The following is a 17,902-nucleotide window of genomic DNA, read 5'->3' as shown; positions in this document are numbered from 1 at the left end:
ATTTGTACCTTTGAGGTGTAGTAAAACGGAATATCATGGGTTACAAAGAAAGCTTATTTTACAGCGTATTCAAGGGGAAATGTCCCGTTTGTCATGAAGGAGATGTGTATCAATCTAAGAAAGTTTACAACTTCAAAGAATTTGATAAAATGCATGACCATTGTAGTGTATGTGGTCATAAATATGAAATAGAAAATGGCTTTTTCTACGGAGCTATGTACGTTTCTTATGCTATGACTGTAGCTTTTTCTGTAGCTATTTTTATTCTTACCTACTGGTTCTGGCCGAATGCGGATTATTACAATTACATTATAAACATTGTTTTGGGTGTTTTTATCCTTGCACCTGTTACTTTCCGGGGAAGTCGTTTGATCTGGATGAATTTTTTCTCAAAATATAATCCGGAAGCTAAAAAAGCTAAAGAAAAAACGACTGAAATAGGAAGTGAGAAACTAGCCAATTAACTTTGCAGAAGAAATAAGTGATACTATGAGTGAGTTTAAGGAGATTATCAGAGGCGAAGTTCCTGTGCTAGTTGAGTTTTATGCGGATTGGTATACGCCTTGCGAAGAGACGTTGTCTTATTTGGATGAGTTGAAACAGGAATACGGGCATACAGTTCGATTTCTGAAAGTAGATGCGGATAAAAATCAAGATGCTACGGCAAAATATAAGGTAATAGGTGTTCCATCTTTTTTATTGTTTAAAGAGGGGCAGATTTTGTGGCGTACGCAGGGTGTCCTGTCCAGATTTGAATTAAAACAAGCTATTGAAGAAGCTTTATTAGAGGAAAAACAAAGACAGGAAATCGATGGATGATGAAATTGATTATTCAGATAATGGGATAAAGAAAAAGGGATGTTGTAAAACATCCCTTTTTCTTTTGTAAGCTTATTTTACTATCGGATGAAGATTTTCTGTTGTGCACTTGTATGAGCAGATTGTACAACAACAAGGTAAACTCCATTCGGGAAATCAATATTAATAGTTGTTACAGCATTTGGAGTAACAGCTGTTTCTTTTACCTGACGTCCATCTACAGTGTAAATAGATGCCTTCTCACCTTTAAACGAAGAATTTGTAAGATCAAGGTAAAGCTTTTCATTATTTTGGTAAACAACGATGTCTGATTCTTCAAACTCAGAAATACCACTCGTTGATGCAACGTTAATTTGCACCTCATTCGAAGTAACAATTTCTCCGGCGAAGTTAGATTCACAAATCACATAATAGGTTCCTGCAGTTGCGAAAACAGGTGTGTAGCTGGTTGCGAACTCATCGGATAGAAATGACATATATCCTGATCCTGATGTTGTTGAATACTTCCACTCTCTTGAAGATGCCGCAGCTGGCGTTTCAGCTACAGTAAGTGTAGTTCCCGACTCATTTACATCCAGATTTTGAGCAGTATTTGGAGTAACGGTAGCTATATTGGGAATGGTTTCACTCACGTGAATCGCTACTTCGTCTGAAGTAACCGTTTCCCCGCCAAAAGTTGACTCACAAACTACATAGTAAGTTCCCGTAGCATTGAACTGGGGAGTGTACGTAGCTCCTGTTTCAGGAGAACCAAACGAAGTATATCCCGATCCGGAAGTAGTTGAAAACTTCCATTCTCTGGTGATGGTTGCATCTTGTGAAGCTGCATTGGCTACTTCAGTAGCAGTTAGTAGAGTTCCTGCTTCATCAACAAGTAAGTATTGATCTGTTGCGGGTGTAATTGTTACTGTATTTGGGTTGTAAATTAATTCTACATCATCTACATACAGGGTACTGTTTGTGGAACCGGACCCTGGTATATTACTACTCGTCATACTGAGAAGAATGTAAGCTGGACTTACCCCATTAGCAGCATATGTTGCATAATCAAAAGGGATTGAAATCCTTTGCCATCCATTTGTAGAGGTGAACTCACGTGTAGCATTAGCTGCAATATTTGAGGAGCCGTTATTGTCGTTAGAGTAAGGATCTTTCTGGTCATAGTCTCCATGTAAACTTGTTGCAATTCTTGCAAGATCGCTTCCGTTTCCGGAGCTATAATCTGCCCATACAACTATAGAGTCGGGATAATAAGGCATAGGAGTATTAAAGGAAGCGTTTGAACGTATAGTGGAATTGTATCCTTCACTAGGATCAGTAGAAGGAGCATTTACCTGACCGTTTGTGAAAACTCCATTCACAGTAGTTCCAAAGTAAGATGATGTTCTTATTCGAACACTATAGCTCCCAGAGTGGGTGTTTGAGGACTCCCTAAATATTGTCTGAGGTCCAAGTGATGCGAAACCGTTTCCTGTTTTGTTTGAGTTCCAGGTAGTAGGTTCTTCATCAGAATCCCCCACATTCTCCCATGTTTCAAATCCTGAATTAGGAAATTGTTGTGCCACAATGTTTCCTGTGAAAAGCAAGATAGTTACATATTGTAAAGCTCTTTTCATGATTTCTATTTTTTTAATTAGAGCAAATTTAACCCAAAAACTCAATTAACAAAAAAGCGAGACAAAATTTGCCTCGCTTTTCATATGTTCTGATTTTTTATTTACTTAAATCTTTCCGGCAATCGCTTCGGAAACGTTAATGATATGATCCCCAACTTTTTCACACGATGAGAATAAGTCGTTGAATGTCATTCCGGATTTGATATTGTATTCCGGAGACTCCATATTCTCAAGGTGAATGTTACGTAATTCATCACGTTTTTGGTTAATCTTATCCTCTAATTGCACTGCCAAATCAAGACGGGATTGCGTCTTTTCAGATAATAGATTTTCTACCATTACTTCAAATGCCTGATCTACTAAATCCAGCATTTCTAATAACCCCTGACGCTGCTGTGGGCTGAACCATATTTTCTCATCAGATTTTCTTTCAAGCGTCTTAGACATCTGGTAGAAAATATCCCCGATTCGTTCAAGGTCATTGGTGATGCTGTTTAGTCCTCGGATTTCCTGAGAGTTCTCTTGTGTAAGTTCTCCTTCCGATACTTTGTTAAGGTATTTGGCTACCTCAATTTCTACCCGGTCTGTAATTTCTTCATATTTCTGAATTCTTTCCAGATTACGTTTGAAAGATTTTTTATCCGGGTCAATAAGTAACTGACGGGTAAAGTGAGACATACGACTTGTGATTTCTCCAAACTTCGCCACTTCTTTTTTTGCTTCGTAAATAGAGATTTCAGGTGTGTCCACAATGTTGGTTCCGATAAACTCAAGACGGAACTCTTCGTCAATTTTCCCTTTTGATTTAACGGTTTTTTCAGCCAGATTTACCAGTTGAGGAACAAACCAGATCAGTACAAGTACGTTAATGGCATTAAATGCGGTGTGTAAAACGGCTAAACCTTCGTTGGCTAACTCAGGATTTCTTGGGTCCCATACATCATTACTAAGAATGGAAACAAGGTAACCAACAAAATCAAGAAAGAACGGGAAGATGATTATTACCCATGCTACTCCAACTAAGTTAAATATGGAGTGAATTCGAGCTGATCGCTTAGCATGAACGTTACCAACAAGAGATGCCAACTCAGCAGTAATTGTGGTACCAATGTTTTCTCCCAGAATCATTGCAGCGGCTACTTCGAAAGGAAGGATTCCTTTTGCCACCAGTGTCATGGTTAACGTCATGGCTGCAGAAGAGGACTGTACAACAATAGTAACCATAGCCCCCAGAAGAATAAACAAAATGCGCGTAAAGAAGGTAGGTTCTTTATAGGCTGTGAAGAACTGAACGAGCCCTGAGTTTTCATCTAATTCCGGTACGGCATCCTTAAGGAAACTAAGCCCCATAAAGAGAATTGAGAATCCGATAACTGCCTGAGCAAGTGCTTTCGTCTTTCCGCGATTAATAAATATCAGAGGGAAAACAAGCGCGATAAGAACGAGAGAATAACTGTCGATACTAACTTTAAATCCTACAAGTAGTACAAGCCAGGCAGTAATCGTTGTTCCGATATTTGCTCCCATCATAACCCCGGCTGATTCTCTCAGTGTCATCAAGCCGGCATTTACGAATGAAACAGTCATTACGGTTGTTACAGAAGAACTCTGAACAATAGAAGTAATTCCGAATCCGGTAAGAACTCCTTTGAAGCGGTTGGAGGTAATAGACCGCAACCAGTTACGTAGTTTTGCTCCGGCAGTTTGTTGAAGACCTTCTGACATAATCTTCATTCCGTAGATAAACAAACCAAGCGATCCGATCAGAATCAAAAGGCGGATTACACCCCATGAACGAGCTGTTTCGGTTTTGCTTTTTGCTGACCAGATTGGTTCGGCCAATGAACTATCTTTTTTAGTCAGTCCTACTCTTACAACGTAATTCTCGGCATCAATTAAGTCCGTGATTTCATAGTTAAGTGTATTGATAGGCATTGGTTCACTTACCACCCAGTCTGATCCTGTATATCCGCTTTTATTTCTTTTATCTCCTATAGCTGTATTATGAGCTACAATAACAGAGTAGTTGGATAATTGATCAATAATTTCATAATCGAGCGTCCACTGTACATTGATTGTTCCTTCTCCCGGTTTTAGATTGATGTTGTTGAACAGCTTTGATGTTTTGAAAGCCGTTTCAGCTGACCACCATTTGAAGTCTCCCTCTGTCATTTCATCTTTGACAAGAGAAGACTCGACAACGCCAAGTTTGATTAAGTAAGTTTTGTCAGGAGTAAAGCCATTCAGGAAAAACAGTCGGCTTCCGTCAATGGGTTTTACCCATGATAATTTCCATTCGGGAGTTAACAATGATCCTTCAAGTGGTTTTTCTGCAAATTGTGCAACAATTGAATACTTTCCGAAATAAGGAGTAACAAGAGAAGTATCATTCCAAAGGAGTTCCACTCCTGAGACATATTGACTCAATTCAACATTGTCAAATAAAATGTCATTGATGTTTTGTGAAGTGATCTTCTTTTCACTGACTTCCGAATCAGGTAGAACCTGTGCAACTCCGGAGAAATTAACCAGCAGTAATACTGCCAGAATACGCAAAGCAAGTCTTGCCATGTTATTTACAATTAATGGAGTGCAAATTTACTTTTTGTAAAAAGAAAGGGTTTTGACCTTATGTTAACAAAATGTTAAGTTCATGTTGAGTGGTTTTTAAGGAAATAAATAAGCTGTTTTTATGATTTTAATCTATTTATAAATAGTCTTTTATGATTTATTTAGGTTTAGAGATAAGCTGTTTTTATGTTAAGTCAGGGTTAATAAAAGTTTATAGAAAAGTTATTCAGTCTTAATTTAAGATTAAATAGGACATATTTGCACCCAAAATTTTTTGATGATGCGGATAACAAATTTCTTTTCGATTCAGGTTTTTATTATTCTTCTTCAGTTGTTTGTTTTTAAGGGAGTTGTTAGTGCCCAACAAGACTCTTTGAAAAAGAATCGTGAGAAAAGAGATTTGTATGTTCCGGATGCTCCTGTTAAGTTTGAGCCACAGAAAAAATGGTATGAACGGATTAATCTACGTGGATATGCACAGTTAAGATATAACCGGTTATTTGAGACAAACCCTGATTTGGGATGTGAACAGTGTGATAAGTCCTGGGGAAGGAACGGAGGATTTTCATTGAGACGTGCACGTGTTGTGTTTTTTGGGCAGGTACACCCGCGGGTTTACTTTTATATTCAGCCGGACTTTGCAAGTTCAGTAAATGCAAACAGCTTACATTTTCTGCAATTAAGGGATGCCTATTTTGATATCGGGTTGGATAACGATAATCAGTTCCGATTTCGTATCGGACAGACGAAAATTCCTTTTGGATTTGAGAATATGCAATCCAGTCAAAATCGATTGCCACTCGATAGGGATGATGCTTTGAACAGTGCTTTGAGAAATGAACGGGATATCGGGATCTTCTTTTATTGGGCACCAAAAAAAATCAGAAAGCGTTTTTCGATGCTTACCAGAGAGGGATATAAAGGAAGTGGTGATTATGGTGTTTTTGGACTGGGGGTATACAACGGACAAACAGCAAACCGCCCGGAACTCAATAATCAACCACATATCGTTGCGCGGCTAACCTATCCTTTTGAAATTGGAGAGCAGATTTTTGAGCCGGGAATTCAGGCGTATACGGGAAGATATACACTTAGTCCGGGAAGTGTTTCGGAAGGTGTTATACACAAAGATGATTATACATATCTGGATCAGCGAATTGCGCTTACAACAGTTCTGTATCCGAGACCTTTTGGTATTCAGGCGGAATATAATATCGGAAGAGGACCGGAGTTTAATAAAGCAACCGGGGCGATTGAACTGAATGACCTTCAGGGAGGATACATTACAATGAGCGCAAGGATCAAAGCCGGTTCACACTTTATTTATCCGTTTGTCCGTATGCAGTATTATGAAGGTGGAAAAAAACACGAAAGGGACGCGAGAAGCTATCATGTGAATGAGTATGAAATCGGTATTGAGTGGCTTCCGTACAAAAATTTTGAGTTGGTAGCAATGTATACCTTCTCCAGTCGTCGTTACGAGGATTTTGATAATCAGGATAATTTCCAAAAAGGAAGTTTGCTCCGTCTACAATTACAGGTTAATTTTTAGGAAAACAGAGATTGTTGATAATTATCATTGTATTTAAACCGCTAGTCTGTTATTTTAGCGGGAAATACAATGCTATGTATAAAATTACAATCTTTACGCTAACCTTTTTCACCCTTATTTCCTGTTCAGAAAATAAGGAAACAATTTCTCCTGAAAATACAGGTATTGTCGAAGCTGTTTATGCAAGTGCTATTCTGGAACCTTATGATTACTATAATGTGAATGCCTCAGCTTCGGGTATCTTGGAAGAGCGGTTGGTGAATGAAGGAGATACGGTTGATGAAGGGGAGTTGTTATTCCATTTGACAGACATTACTTCCCGGCTTAATGAAGAGAGTGCACGATTGTCACTTGCATTGGCCAAAGCAAATTATGAAGGAGATGGAAATCTACTTGCCGAAGTAAATGCGGAAATTCAGACCGCGAAACTCAAGTTATTAAATGATTCACTTAATTTTTTCAGACAAAAAGAACTATTCGAAAGAAATGTCGGGTCAAAAGCAGAATACGACGCACGCGAGTTAGCCTACAATGTGTCTAAAGAGCAATACGGGGTGCTTCAGAAACGAAAGAAGAGAACCGAAAAAGAATTAAAGACACAGATGAAACAGGCGCAGAATGCCCTAGAATCTTCAAATGTCAGATCGGGTGATTATACCTTGAGTAGTCGTATGAATGGGTTGGTATATGCGGTTTTTAAAGAGCCGGGGGAGTACGTTACGATGCAGGAGACGATTGCTATTGTCGGATCAGCGGATGAATTTCTGGTGGATTTATCGGTTGATGAAGTAGATATAGGACGAATCCGAAAAGATCAGAAAGTAATTGTTAAGCTGGAGGCATTTCCCAATCAGGTTTTTGAAGCGCGTGTAAGTAAGATTTTTCCGAAAATGGAAGACCGGACTCAGACTTTCAGGGTTCAGGCGGTGTTTGATACAATTCCCGCAAATTTTTATATGGGATTAACGGGGGAGGCAAACATTGTAATCGCTGAAAAAGAGAAAACATTGGTTATCCCCAGAGATTATCTGATTGACGGGAAGCACGTCGAAACAACAGAAGGTCGTAAAGAGGTGAAAACCGGTTTGGTGAGTATGAGCCATGTCGAAATAATCAGTGGGTTAAACGCAGGAGATAAATTATTTAAGCCTGAGTAATATGAAATGGAATCTGATTTTTTCAATTGCTACGACTCATTTATTTTCAAGGAAGAAACAGACATTTGTGGCTGCGCTAGGGGTTACGTTTGGTATTGCGGCCTACATTATTATGATGAGCTTCATGACCGGGTTGAACGGTCTGCTTGACGGAATGATTCTGAACCGGACTCCGCATGTACGCTTATATAATGAAATTGTTCCCAGCGAATTGCAGCCATTGGATTTTTCTGCTACCTACGGAGACTATACCAAACAAATTCATTCGGTCAAACCTAAAAGAAGTCAGCAACGAATAGCAAATGCATTGCCGCTGATTCATTTTTTGAATGAGCAACCGGAAGTACAGGGTGCGATCCCCCAGGTAAAGGCAAGAGGATTTTACAGAGGAGGTTCAACCGAATTAAACGGTTCACTATTGGGTGTAGATGTCTTGGAAGAAAACCGTTTGTACCAGTTAGGTGATTATATTGTGCAGGGGAGAGCTGAAGATCTGGCTAAAAATGATAAAGGAATTATTTTGGGAGCAGGGGTTGCAAAAAAACTCTCTCTTGAATTGGGGGAAAATATACAGGTTACTTCTTCTCAGGGAAGTGTATTTACACTGAAAATAGTAGGGCTTTATCAAAGCGGACTAGCGGACATTGATAATGTTCAGAGTTATGTGAATATTAAAATGGCACAACGACTGATGGGGGAAGGGGATAATTACATCACAGATATTCATGTGAAATTGCATAATATTGAACAGGCTCCTGAACTTTCAGCCAAGTGGAATCGTATGTTTGATGTCAATGCCATGGATATACAAACAGCAAATGCTCAGTTTGAAACAGGAACATCTATCAGGAATATGATTTCGTATGCAGTATCTATAACACTTTTGATTGTCGCAGGGTTTGGAATTTATAATATTCTCAACATGCTTATCTATGAGAAGATGAACGATATCGCCATACTTAAAGCGACAGGGTTTTCTGGTGGAGATGTAAAGCGAATTTTTATTCTTCAGGCGATGCTGATAGGATTGATGGGAGGTTTACTCGGACTTTTGATTGGTTATATAGGTTCTTTGGCGATTAGTCATACACCTTTTGAAACGGAAGCTTTACCGACCATAAAAACTTTTCCGGTCAATTTTGATTGGTCTTTTTACGTGATAGGCACTGTTTTTGCTCTGTTGTCAACATTTTTTGCCGGATATCTTCCTGCAAGACGCGCAGAAAGAATTGATCCGGTTGATATAATAAGAGGACAATAACTATGAAGATTATAGAAGCGAGGTCGATTAATAAATATTTCTATGCTCCGGATCGATTTCATGCGTTGAAAGATATCTCATTTTCCGTGGAAAAGGGAGAGTTTGTCTCAATTATGGGAAAGTCGGGATGTGGAAAATCAACTTTGTTATATATCCTTTCGACCATGGATACAGATTACGAAGGGGACTTATTAATGGAAGAACAACGGGTTACCGGTCTTTCGCATGAACAGCTTTCAAAGATAAGAAATGAGCACATTGGTTTCGTTTTCCAGTTTCACTATTTGCTTCCTGAGTTCTCGGTATTGGAAAATGTTATGTTGCCGGCTCTGAAGTTGGGAAGGAAATCGAAAGAAGAGGTTGAGCACGATGCTATGACAAAGCTCAGGTTACTCGATATAGATAGTCAGGCAACAAAACTGGCCAGCCGAATTAGTGGTGGTCAGAAACAAAGAGTGGCAATAGCAAGGGCTTTGATAAACAATCCTTCTATAATTATGGGGGACGAGCCGACAGGTAATCTGGATAGTAAGAATGCTTCTATTGTATTTGATATTTTTCGCGAATTATCAGATGAAGAAGACCTTTCTTTACTTATTGTAACTCACGATGAGGATTTTGCCAATAAAACAGATCGTATAATAGAAATGGAAGATGGCCGTATTATCTCACATAAAAGAGAATGAGTTAAGATAATACAGCCACCTGTTTTTAATTTGTTTTGTCAGGGATCATTTCTTGAAAAGCCAAGTCGTTTTTCAACGGCCTCAATCATGCTGTCGGCAATGTCTTTTCCTGTAGCGCCTTCAATTCCTTCTAATCCCGGAGAGGAGTTAACCTCCAAAAGAAGAGGTCCTCTGTGTGAGCGGATAATATCAACTCCAGCTACCTGAAGATTAAGAACCTTTGCTGCTTTTAAAGCCATTTTCTTTTCTTCAGCAGTAATGCGTATTGTTGAAGCTGTTCCGCCTTGATGAATATTTGCTCTGAATTCACCTTTTTGCGCCTGACGCATCATAGAAGCCACTACTTTTCCGTCTACCACAAAACAGCGGATGTCTTTTCCATCTGATTCCTTGATGAATTCCTGAACGAGGATATTGGTTTGCAAACTTTTGAATGCATTAATTACAGATTCAGCAGCTTTTTTTGTTTCTGCTAAAACAACTCCTTTTCCTTGTGTGCTTTCTAATAGTTTGATAATTAGAGGTGCATCATTGACCATATGTATAAGGTCTTTTGTATCCGAAGGAGATTTTGCAAAGCCAGTGATAGGAATTTGAACCCCGTGCTTGGCAAGTAACTGCGAGGCAAATAGTTTATCCCGTGACTGCGCAATTGATGCAGCGTCATTCATACAGAAAATCCCTTTTGATTCAAATTGCCGCAGCAGCGCACATCCATAAAAGGTCATGCTGGGTTTGATTCGTGGTATAACAGCGTCAAGATCGTTAAGAATACTTCCCCCACGATAACGAACTTCAGGGTTCTGTGCATCAAGTTTCATATAACAATGTTCCGCATTCAGAAAGATGACTTCGTGTCCGCGTTCCTGTCCGGCTTCAATGATCCGTTTGTTGCTATATAATTCCGGGTTACTGGCAAGAAGTCCAATTTTTAAACCCTTTTTAGTTTCACGTAAATCTCCATAAAAAGAAATGATCTCTTCTCTGGAATATTGTTTAAGGCGTGTACCTTCTCCCGGGTTTACCAGAATTCGTCCATTCATGGCTTCTCTTCCCAAAAGCATTTTAAAGCCCATTGAGTCCCTGTTTGCCAGAGTTATTTCGATATCCCAGGTCTGTTCCCCTATATGTAATGTTGTTTTTATAACATAACGCTTCTCGGCTACTCCACTCGTATTTTTAATCATTCTTGTGTCATGCACTTTGGATGAGCAGTGGATGATTACTTTACGGTTTTTCTGAATAGGATGAATTTCATAACTTACCCACTGTTCACCATCTTTCATGAACTTGGTAATGTTAGATGCATGTATAGCCGAAGTTTTTGCCCCCGAATCAATGCGGGCTTTTATAGCGGGAATGCCTAATTCTGGAAGTGAACACCATTCTTCACTCCCTACAACGATAAATTGATTAATATCCATCGATACTGTTTTCCTTGTTTTTTTTGCAAGGTAATTTTTTTTCGGAGAATTTGGATTAATGGAACGCTAAAAAACAAAAAAGCCCCGTTCTAAGGTGAAGAACGGGGCTTGCAATCTATGAAAGGCTATTTTTGTTTAATGATTTTGGTTGTTTTATTTCCTGAACTACTTTGTACCCGAAGCAGGTAAACTCCTTCAGAAAAGTCGGACAGATCGTAGACCATGACTACTCCTGTTGTAGATTCATTAACAGAGTGCATAGGGATTTCTTTCCCTAACATATCAAATAGTTGTATTTCAGTCACTCCTGCATTGACAGGGAATACTACAGAAAATTTGTTCTGCGTGGGGTTCGGGAAAACAGAGAATTCTTCGTAGGAATCATTTTCACCTAAACCTGAAGTATCAAGCGTAGCGTTGAAATCAAGTGATGATGTACTACATCCAGCATTGGATGTGATAACCACATGATACGTTCCACTTTCTGTAATGACAAGTGATTCTCCTGATCCATTAGGTACAGGATTACCATTTAGATACCACTGAGCCGAAGCTCCTGCCGGAACAGAAGTATAAAGTGTATTGCCTGTCTGGGTAATAAATGGTGATGCTGGGTTTGCATTAACCTGAATAGTTATGGTAGCAGTCTCTGTTCCGCAACTTGATGTCCCCTGTACAGTATAGGTTGTCGTTGAAGAAGGGGTTGCTACTACAACATTTCCGGTAGTAGTATTCAGATTGGAACCGGGAGTCCATGAATAATTGGAGCCTCCGTTTACGGAAATGGTTGTTGATTCGCCTTCACAAATACTGTTTTCACTCGCACTTACCTGAAGAGAAGATCCCTGCGTTACTGTAATTGTAATATTGGATGTTGAAGAGCAACCATCGGTTGTTCCGGTAACCGTATAAGTAGTCGTGTTGGATGGAGATACCACCTGCGTTGCTCCGGCTCCAAGACCATTATCCCAGCTGTACGAGTTTGCTCCTGTAGCATTTAGTGTAGCGGAAGCTCCTGCGCATACAGATGTTGATGAGGTACTTACAGTAACTTGCGGAGCAGGTGTTACAGTAATCGTAATCGTACCGGGCTGCGCACATGAATTGGCAGAGTTATCAACCACAGTATAGGTTGTGCTTGTTGTAGGACTTGCAACAACAGAACTTCCTGTAGATGTATTTAATGATCCCGAAGGTGACCAGGAATAATTTGCTCCACCGGCAGCAGTAAGTGTAGTCGAACTTCCTTCGCATATCGTCATAGAACCTGAAGAAACACTGAGAGGAGCCGGGTTTGTTACAGTAATCGTAATTGATTCTGTTGTGCTACAGCTTCCCTGAGTTCCTGTTACTTCGTAAGTTGTAGTTGAAGAAGGGGAGACAGTATGTGAGGTACCATTTCCTAATCCGTTATTCCATGAATAATTTCCGGCTCCAGAGGCAGATAGTGTTGTACTTTCTCCTGAGCAAATGGTCATTTCAGTCGCGTTTATGCTTACCACAGGAGCAGGCGTTACTGTGATTGTAATAGCATCTGTTGCCGAGCAACCCTGAGCCGATGTTCCTGTAACTGTATATGTTGTGGTTGAAGAAGGAGAGACAGTATGTGAAGTACCATTTCCTAAACCGTTATCCCAACTGTACGAAGCAGCTCCGTTAGCTGTAAGGTTAGCTGAACTACCATTACAAATAGTAGTTGAAGGAGTTGTGATAGAAACAGAAGGAGTTGCATTCACTGTTATATGATTCGATGTAGTGATACTTTCTGTCCCGAATGCATTAGTAACCTCCAGAGTTACGTCGTAAGTTCCAGGCGTTCCGTAAGTAACAGTCGGGTTTGCAGAAGTAGATGTTGAAGGTGTACCTCCAGGGAAACTCCAGTTCCATGCTGTGATATTAGCAGTAGACTGATCTGTAAAAGTAACACTTTGACCTTCACATACGGATTGACTGTTTTGTGTAAAGGAAGGTGTCGGAGAAGTACCGTTCGGAACACCACTTATATTAATATTATCAACGAAAAGATTGTTTCCAACAGTTCCTGCGTTGAAGCCTTCAAACTTGATAAGAACCTGCTCGCCAATATAAGCATCCAGATTGATTGAATAACAACTTGACCCTACTGTTCCCATACACCATTCGTCTGAACTGGCGGGAGTAAAGTTGGTACTGGTTGTTGTTGCAGTGGCAAATGAACCGGTTCCGTCCTCACCACGTGCAAAGATACGTTGGTAAGAAGCACCACAATCTGTAGAAATATAAATGATAAGAGAATCAGTAGCTGTCTGATTATACCTTCTGTACGCGTGCTCAAAAGTCATATCAATAGAAGAGTATCCGGCAAAATTTAATTTTGGACTGATCATACCATCTCTTCTTGAGGATTGTGCATAATTGTAGAAGTCCATTTTTGCCGCTTGATTTCCGGGAGTTGTTCCCGTGATTGTTGCAATTTCCCAGGTTGTTGCATTATCCGGGTTGTCAAGCGTCCAGACACCATTTGAAAACGGATTGTTTTCAAAGGATTCTACGAAAGGAAGTGATTGCCCTGTCCCGGAATATACAACCAGATTCGTTGAAGATTGGTCATTTGCCGTGTTGTCATCGGTAGTTCCATTTGGGTTGGAGGTATAAGCAACCAGGTTTACTGATCCTGCATTAACACTGATTGCGGGAAGAGTAATTGTTGTTGACTGATTAGTAGCCAGGTTTCCTGACCAGTTATACGTTTGAACTCCTCCTGTAGTCTGGTAATTGATTACGACAGAGGTGAGTGCATTTAGTCCGAAGTTTTGTAACTCTACCTGAGGTGTGATGGAATTTGTACAAATTGATCCCGAAGGAGAAAGAATCGACGTGATCCCCGCATCATTGAAATTATCGGGAGCAATAATACAGAACGGATGAGAGGTTGAACTTCCGAAATTTGCATTGGCAGCCGTCATTTGGAATAAGGTACCTCCGTTTTCATCTGTCATATAATAATCGCCATCTATACTACATCCCTGATAAGCACTTCCGTTCATCCCGTCTCCGTAGCTGTCAGCTATTTCGAATGTGTAACAACCAACGGGTAAACAGAGTGATAGGTTTTCAGTTGTCCCGGCTGCAGAATTTGTGTAAGGACCTCCCGACAGGATTACATTATTCGCATTATCAAGGATTTGCCAGGTAACCTCTTCTCCGTAGCAATCTGTCTGGATCGTGAAGTCAACCATTTGTCCGTTAGGGTCCATACTGAAAGATGAAGAGAAAGAATCGTTTGCTGTGTTTTCATCCGTTGTGTTATTCGGATTAGATGTTGAGGCAGTAAATGTATAGTTCCCTGCTGTCCCTGTTTGAACAGGAAGAGTGATTGTTTGCGATTGTCCTGTAGCAAGATTTCCTGTCCAGTTATAGGTCTGGGGAGATCCGTTCCAGTTGTATGTAATGGTCACACTCGTTAGATTGTCTGCTCCGAAGTTTCGTAGAACTACCTGAGGTGTAAAAGATCCGCCACAAATAGTTGCTCCCGGTGATACAATCTCACTTATTCCGGCATCTGTATCTACATTATACTGTGCAAGGCAAAGAAGAGCCTCGTAAGCATTTATTCTTCCTGATCCTAACTGCCCGTTGTAAGAAGTGTTTACAGATGAAATATCATCAGCGCTACTCAAAAGACAATTAATAATATCCTGATTCGTAGCAGAAGGAGCATGCGATTTCATGAGTCCTACAAGACCAGAAACGTTAGGTGAAGCCATTGAGGTTCCGTCTATTCGTGCGTATGCACTATTGCTGGATGCCCAGGTACTTCTTATACTTGATCCGGGAGATGAAACAGTAATCCATGTTCCGTATTGAGAGAAATCGGATTTTGTATCATTAATAGTTGTACTGGCAACTGCGATTACATTATTGTAAGCAGCGGGATAAAACTGTTGGCTGGTACCATCATTTCCGGCAGCAGCAACAAGAATAGCGCCGGCGTTAAAAGCTGCGTTACAGATATTCTGTCCGTAATTGGAGTAACCTCCTCCTCCCCAGGACATATTAATAACGTCTGCTCCGTTATTGGCAGCCCAGTTGATACCTTCGTACCCTGCTGTCAGTGCTCCGGTAGAACAGTCTCCGATTCGTACGGGCATAACACTTACGTTATATCCTATGGAGGAAACTCCCAAATTATTGTTGGTTTCGGCTCCGATTGTTCCTGATACATGGGTTCCATGATTACCGTCATTCGCTCCACACGGATTAGGGTCGTTACCACCTGTAGTGGCATCGTGTCCCTGAACCAGTTTATTAGTAAGATCTTGGTGAGAAGTCAGAATAGCATCGTCAGTAACAGCTACTATAACATTTGAATTACCGGTCGAAAGATCCCAGGCCTGCTGAGCCTGCATTTTGTGTAAATGCCACATTCCAGTACCGGTAGTACTGTTCGCTCCAAGGTCATTAGGGGTAAGGAAATGCCTGTGAAGTTCTTTTTTCTCCGCATACTCAATCACGGGATTCTTTGCTAATTCACGTATAAGCGTTTCTATTTTTTCAACTTCCGTAAATTTGATCTGGTAAGTTTTTCTCAGAAGTTCATCCCTGTCATTGGGGTGAAGTTGTTTTGCTTCATAAATTCCGTATCTGGTTTGTAATGCAGCCAGAAAATCAACTTTCTTGATATCAACCATTTTATCCTTTGAAGGAATGATGTACGAAGAAGATGTCCTTAATTGAAAGATTAATATTCCGTCCTGATACCATTCATATACGTTTTGTGAAAACGTAAACAGAGGTATGAAAAACAAGAGTAGTACTAAGCGTAATTGTTGTTTCATTTTCCTTGAATTTTTGAGTTTTTAATGGGCGAAGAGAAGGGAACTGAAAATACCATTCCCAAAAGAGGATAATAGTAGTCAGTAAAGTCCTTTTCTTCAATTATAGTTTTTAGTTTTTAGCGCCTCCAAGTTATTAGAAAAGAACGAAAAAGACAAAGTTTTTGTTAAAAATATAAAATTCTAAAAAGGAAAAAAGAGAGGAATTAGAAGAGTTGAGAGTAGCCAAAACAAGAGGTTGAGCGGAATACCAATTTTTAAGAAATCAGCATATTTATAGTTACCGACACCATAAACCATTGTATTGGCATGATAACCTGTTGGTGTCATAAAGCTGGCAGAAGAAGCAAAAAGGACTGTGATGACAAAGGGTTCCGGAGCAACTCCCATTTTTTGAGCAATCAAAAGACTTAAAGGTGTAATCATGGCTGCGGCGGCATGGTTTGTCATAAATTCTGTTAGTATAGAGGTTAGAAGATATACGGCAGACAAAACGACTACAGGACCATATTCCGTAAGATTTTCAAGAATAGCATTGGCGAGTATCTGATCAATTCCTGAGTTCGACATAGCTATGCCTATTGAATAAGCTCCGCCAAGTAAGAGAATCACCTTCCAGTTGACAGCAGTAAATAATTGTCGGATTTTTACCTGCCTGCTGATTACGAGTAAAATTACAGAGTACAGTGAACCCGTTGTAAAGTCAATTAATCCGATTGATGTTGTACTGAAAAGCAGAAGAAAAACAAGCATGATAAATAGAAATTGACCTCTGTTGAAATCAATAATGTGATTTTTGCTGAGAAAAGTAATTGGTGAACGGACACTTTTTTCAAGCTGAAGGAAAGATTCGAGATGATCACGTCTTACCTGAAAAATAATTTTATCTCCTGTGTGAAGAGGATGTTCCCAGATGGAAGAGGTTGACTGTATGGCCGCAAGTCCTAAAGGGCGTGCCCGGAAGGATTTGATATAATTGAGTTCAGCCAGTGTTTTTCCTTCCAGTTCAGAATGATAAGGGACGCTCACTTCGGTAATAGATGTCTCACTATCTGTAGATGAGAAGCTGTTTTTTACTGTGAAAACGGAAGGAGTGTTGCGCAGGCGTTGTAGTAAAGTTGTTAATTCTTCAAAAGTACAGGTTATTCTGAATCTTTTAAGCCCCATATTAGTTACGGACGACAAAGGGAGGCGTAGTTTTTGTATTTCGGAAGTGATTATTTCTTCCGGACAATCTAGCTGTGTTTCTAATTCCACCAGATAGTGAGAAGAGTTGGAAGTCCCTGTCTTCTCCTTTCTGCGGGAGAAGACGTGTATGCCGATAAAAACAACATAGCAGGTACCTGCCAGTAGGAGAATTACGCCAACTCCCGCAGGAGCGAATAGGGATAATCCCGCAAAACCTTGTTTCTGTGCAAGACTGTCAATCAAAAGGTTAGTAGATGTACCGATTAATGTACAGGTACCACCAAAGATGGAGGCAAAAGATAGAGGGATTAGTAATTTTCGTGCATCTGTTTTTGTACTATAGGCTAACTGAATTACTACAGGAATAAATATAGCGACTACAGGAGTGTTGTTGATAAAAGCAGAAGCAAGAGCAATGATTAACATCATTACAAACAAAGAACGTTTAAAGTTTTTACTGAAGTTCTTTTCAATAGAAAATGCAAAATGTTGTAAGGCTCCTGTCCTGAGGATCGTATCACTAAGAACAAACATAAATGCAACTGTAATAATAGCTGTTGTCGTGAACCCTTCCAGAGCTTCTTTCGGAGAGATTACGCCAAAGGCAGTGAGAGCCAGCATCCCGGTAATAGCGGTAACACCTATATTAATCCATTCTGTAGCAAACAGAATGGTTGTGATGACCATTACAATCAGGGTTACTGTTATTTCCGGAGAAATCATTTTGCAAATATAGCATACTAAATAGGTAGGTATTGTATGGTAAAGTAAAATTTTCTTTAACCTGTGGAAAAGAGGGTTATAAAATGTTTAA

General features: G+C 39.9%; 11 protein-coding genes. 6 read left to right on the top strand and 5 right to left on the bottom strand.

Going from position 1 to position 17,902, the window contains the following annotated elements; all coding sequences use genetic code 11:
• The first annotated feature begins 35 nt into the window (after positions 1-35).
• Together AC4PL9_RS05505 and AC4PL9_RS05500 are read left to right on the top strand one after the other, a co-directional pair.
• Positions 36-464, top strand: coding sequence for a DUF983 domain-containing protein (locus AC4PL9_RS05505; RefSeq protein ID WP_491603771.1), 429 nt, complete (start codon positions 36-38; stop codon positions 462-464).
• Positions 465-489: 25 nt separating this feature from the next.
• Positions 490-819 carry a thioredoxin family protein gene (locus AC4PL9_RS05500; protein ID WP_491603770.1) on the top strand — a complete coding sequence of 110 codons (330 nt, stop codon included), beginning with the start codon at positions 490-492 and terminating at the stop codon, positions 817-819.
• Positions 820-899: 80 nt separating this feature from the next.
• Here AC4PL9_RS05500 and AC4PL9_RS05495 read toward each other — a convergent pair whose 3' ends face one another.
• Both AC4PL9_RS05495 and AC4PL9_RS05490 read right to left on the bottom strand, forming a co-directional pair.
• Entirely contained in the window at positions 900-2,435 is a 1,536-nt protein-coding gene (locus AC4PL9_RS05495) for a T9SS type A sorting domain-containing protein (RefSeq protein WP_491603769.1), read from the bottom strand.
• Between the two features lie 105 nt (positions 2,436-2,540).
• Complete coding sequence (locus tag AC4PL9_RS05490; protein WP_491603768.1) at positions 2,541-5,006, bottom strand: Na/Pi cotransporter family protein; 2,466 nt, start codon at positions 5,004-5,006, stop codon at positions 2,541-2,543.
• A gap of 277 nt (positions 5,007-5,283) precedes the next feature.
• Here AC4PL9_RS05490 and AC4PL9_RS05485 point away from each other — a divergent pair, with 277 nt between their 5' ends.
• The 4 genes from AC4PL9_RS05485 to AC4PL9_RS05470 all read left to right on the top strand — a co-directional run bounded on the left by AC4PL9_RS05485 (position 5,284) and on the right by AC4PL9_RS05470 (position 9,662).
• Positions 5,284-6,558, top strand: a complete 1,275-nt coding sequence (locus AC4PL9_RS05485; protein ID WP_491603767.1) for a porin — start codon at positions 5,284-5,286, stop codon at positions 6,556-6,558.
• Between the two features lie 74 nt (positions 6,559-6,632).
• Positions 6,633-7,715 carry an efflux RND transporter periplasmic adaptor subunit gene (locus tag AC4PL9_RS05480; RefSeq protein WP_491603766.1) on the top strand — a complete coding sequence of 361 codons (1,083 nt, stop codon included), beginning with the start codon at positions 6,633-6,635 and terminating at the stop codon, positions 7,713-7,715.
• Position 7,716: 1 nt separating this feature from the next.
• Complete coding sequence (locus AC4PL9_RS05475) at positions 7,717-8,976, top strand: ABC transporter permease (RefSeq protein WP_491603765.1); 1,260 nt, start codon at positions 7,717-7,719, stop codon at positions 8,974-8,976.
• A gap of 2 nt (positions 8,977-8,978) precedes the next feature.
• Positions 8,979-9,662: an ABC transporter ATP-binding protein gene (locus AC4PL9_RS05470; RefSeq protein ID WP_491603764.1), complete on the top strand. Its 684-nt coding sequence runs from the start codon at positions 8,979-8,981 to the stop codon at positions 9,660-9,662.
• 38 nt (positions 9,663-9,700) lie between these two features.
• Here the strand turns inward: AC4PL9_RS05470 and rimK are convergent, their stop codons facing one another.
• The 3 genes from rimK to AC4PL9_RS05455 form a co-directional block, all read right to left on the bottom strand.
• Positions 9,701-11,086, bottom strand: coding sequence for a 30S ribosomal protein S6--L-glutamate ligase (gene rimK / locus AC4PL9_RS05465; RefSeq protein ID WP_491603763.1), 1,386 nt, complete (start codon positions 11,084-11,086; stop codon positions 9,701-9,703).
• 125 nt (positions 11,087-11,211) lie between these two features.
• Positions 11,212-15,903: a S8 family serine peptidase gene (locus AC4PL9_RS05460; RefSeq protein ID WP_491603762.1), complete on the bottom strand. Its 4,692-nt coding sequence runs from the start codon at positions 15,901-15,903 to the stop codon at positions 11,212-11,214.
• Positions 15,904-16,083: 180 nt separating this feature from the next.
• Positions 16,084-17,811, bottom strand: coding sequence for an SLC13 family permease (locus tag AC4PL9_RS05455; RefSeq protein ID WP_491603761.1), 1,728 nt, complete (start codon positions 17,809-17,811; stop codon positions 16,084-16,086).
• Positions 17,812-17,902 lie beyond the last annotated feature (91 nt).

The sequence above is a fragment of the Wandonia sp. genome, assembly GCF_984588085.1.
Note: the sequence above shows the minus strand (reverse complement) of the source record. Positions and strands in the feature narration are given on the sequence as shown.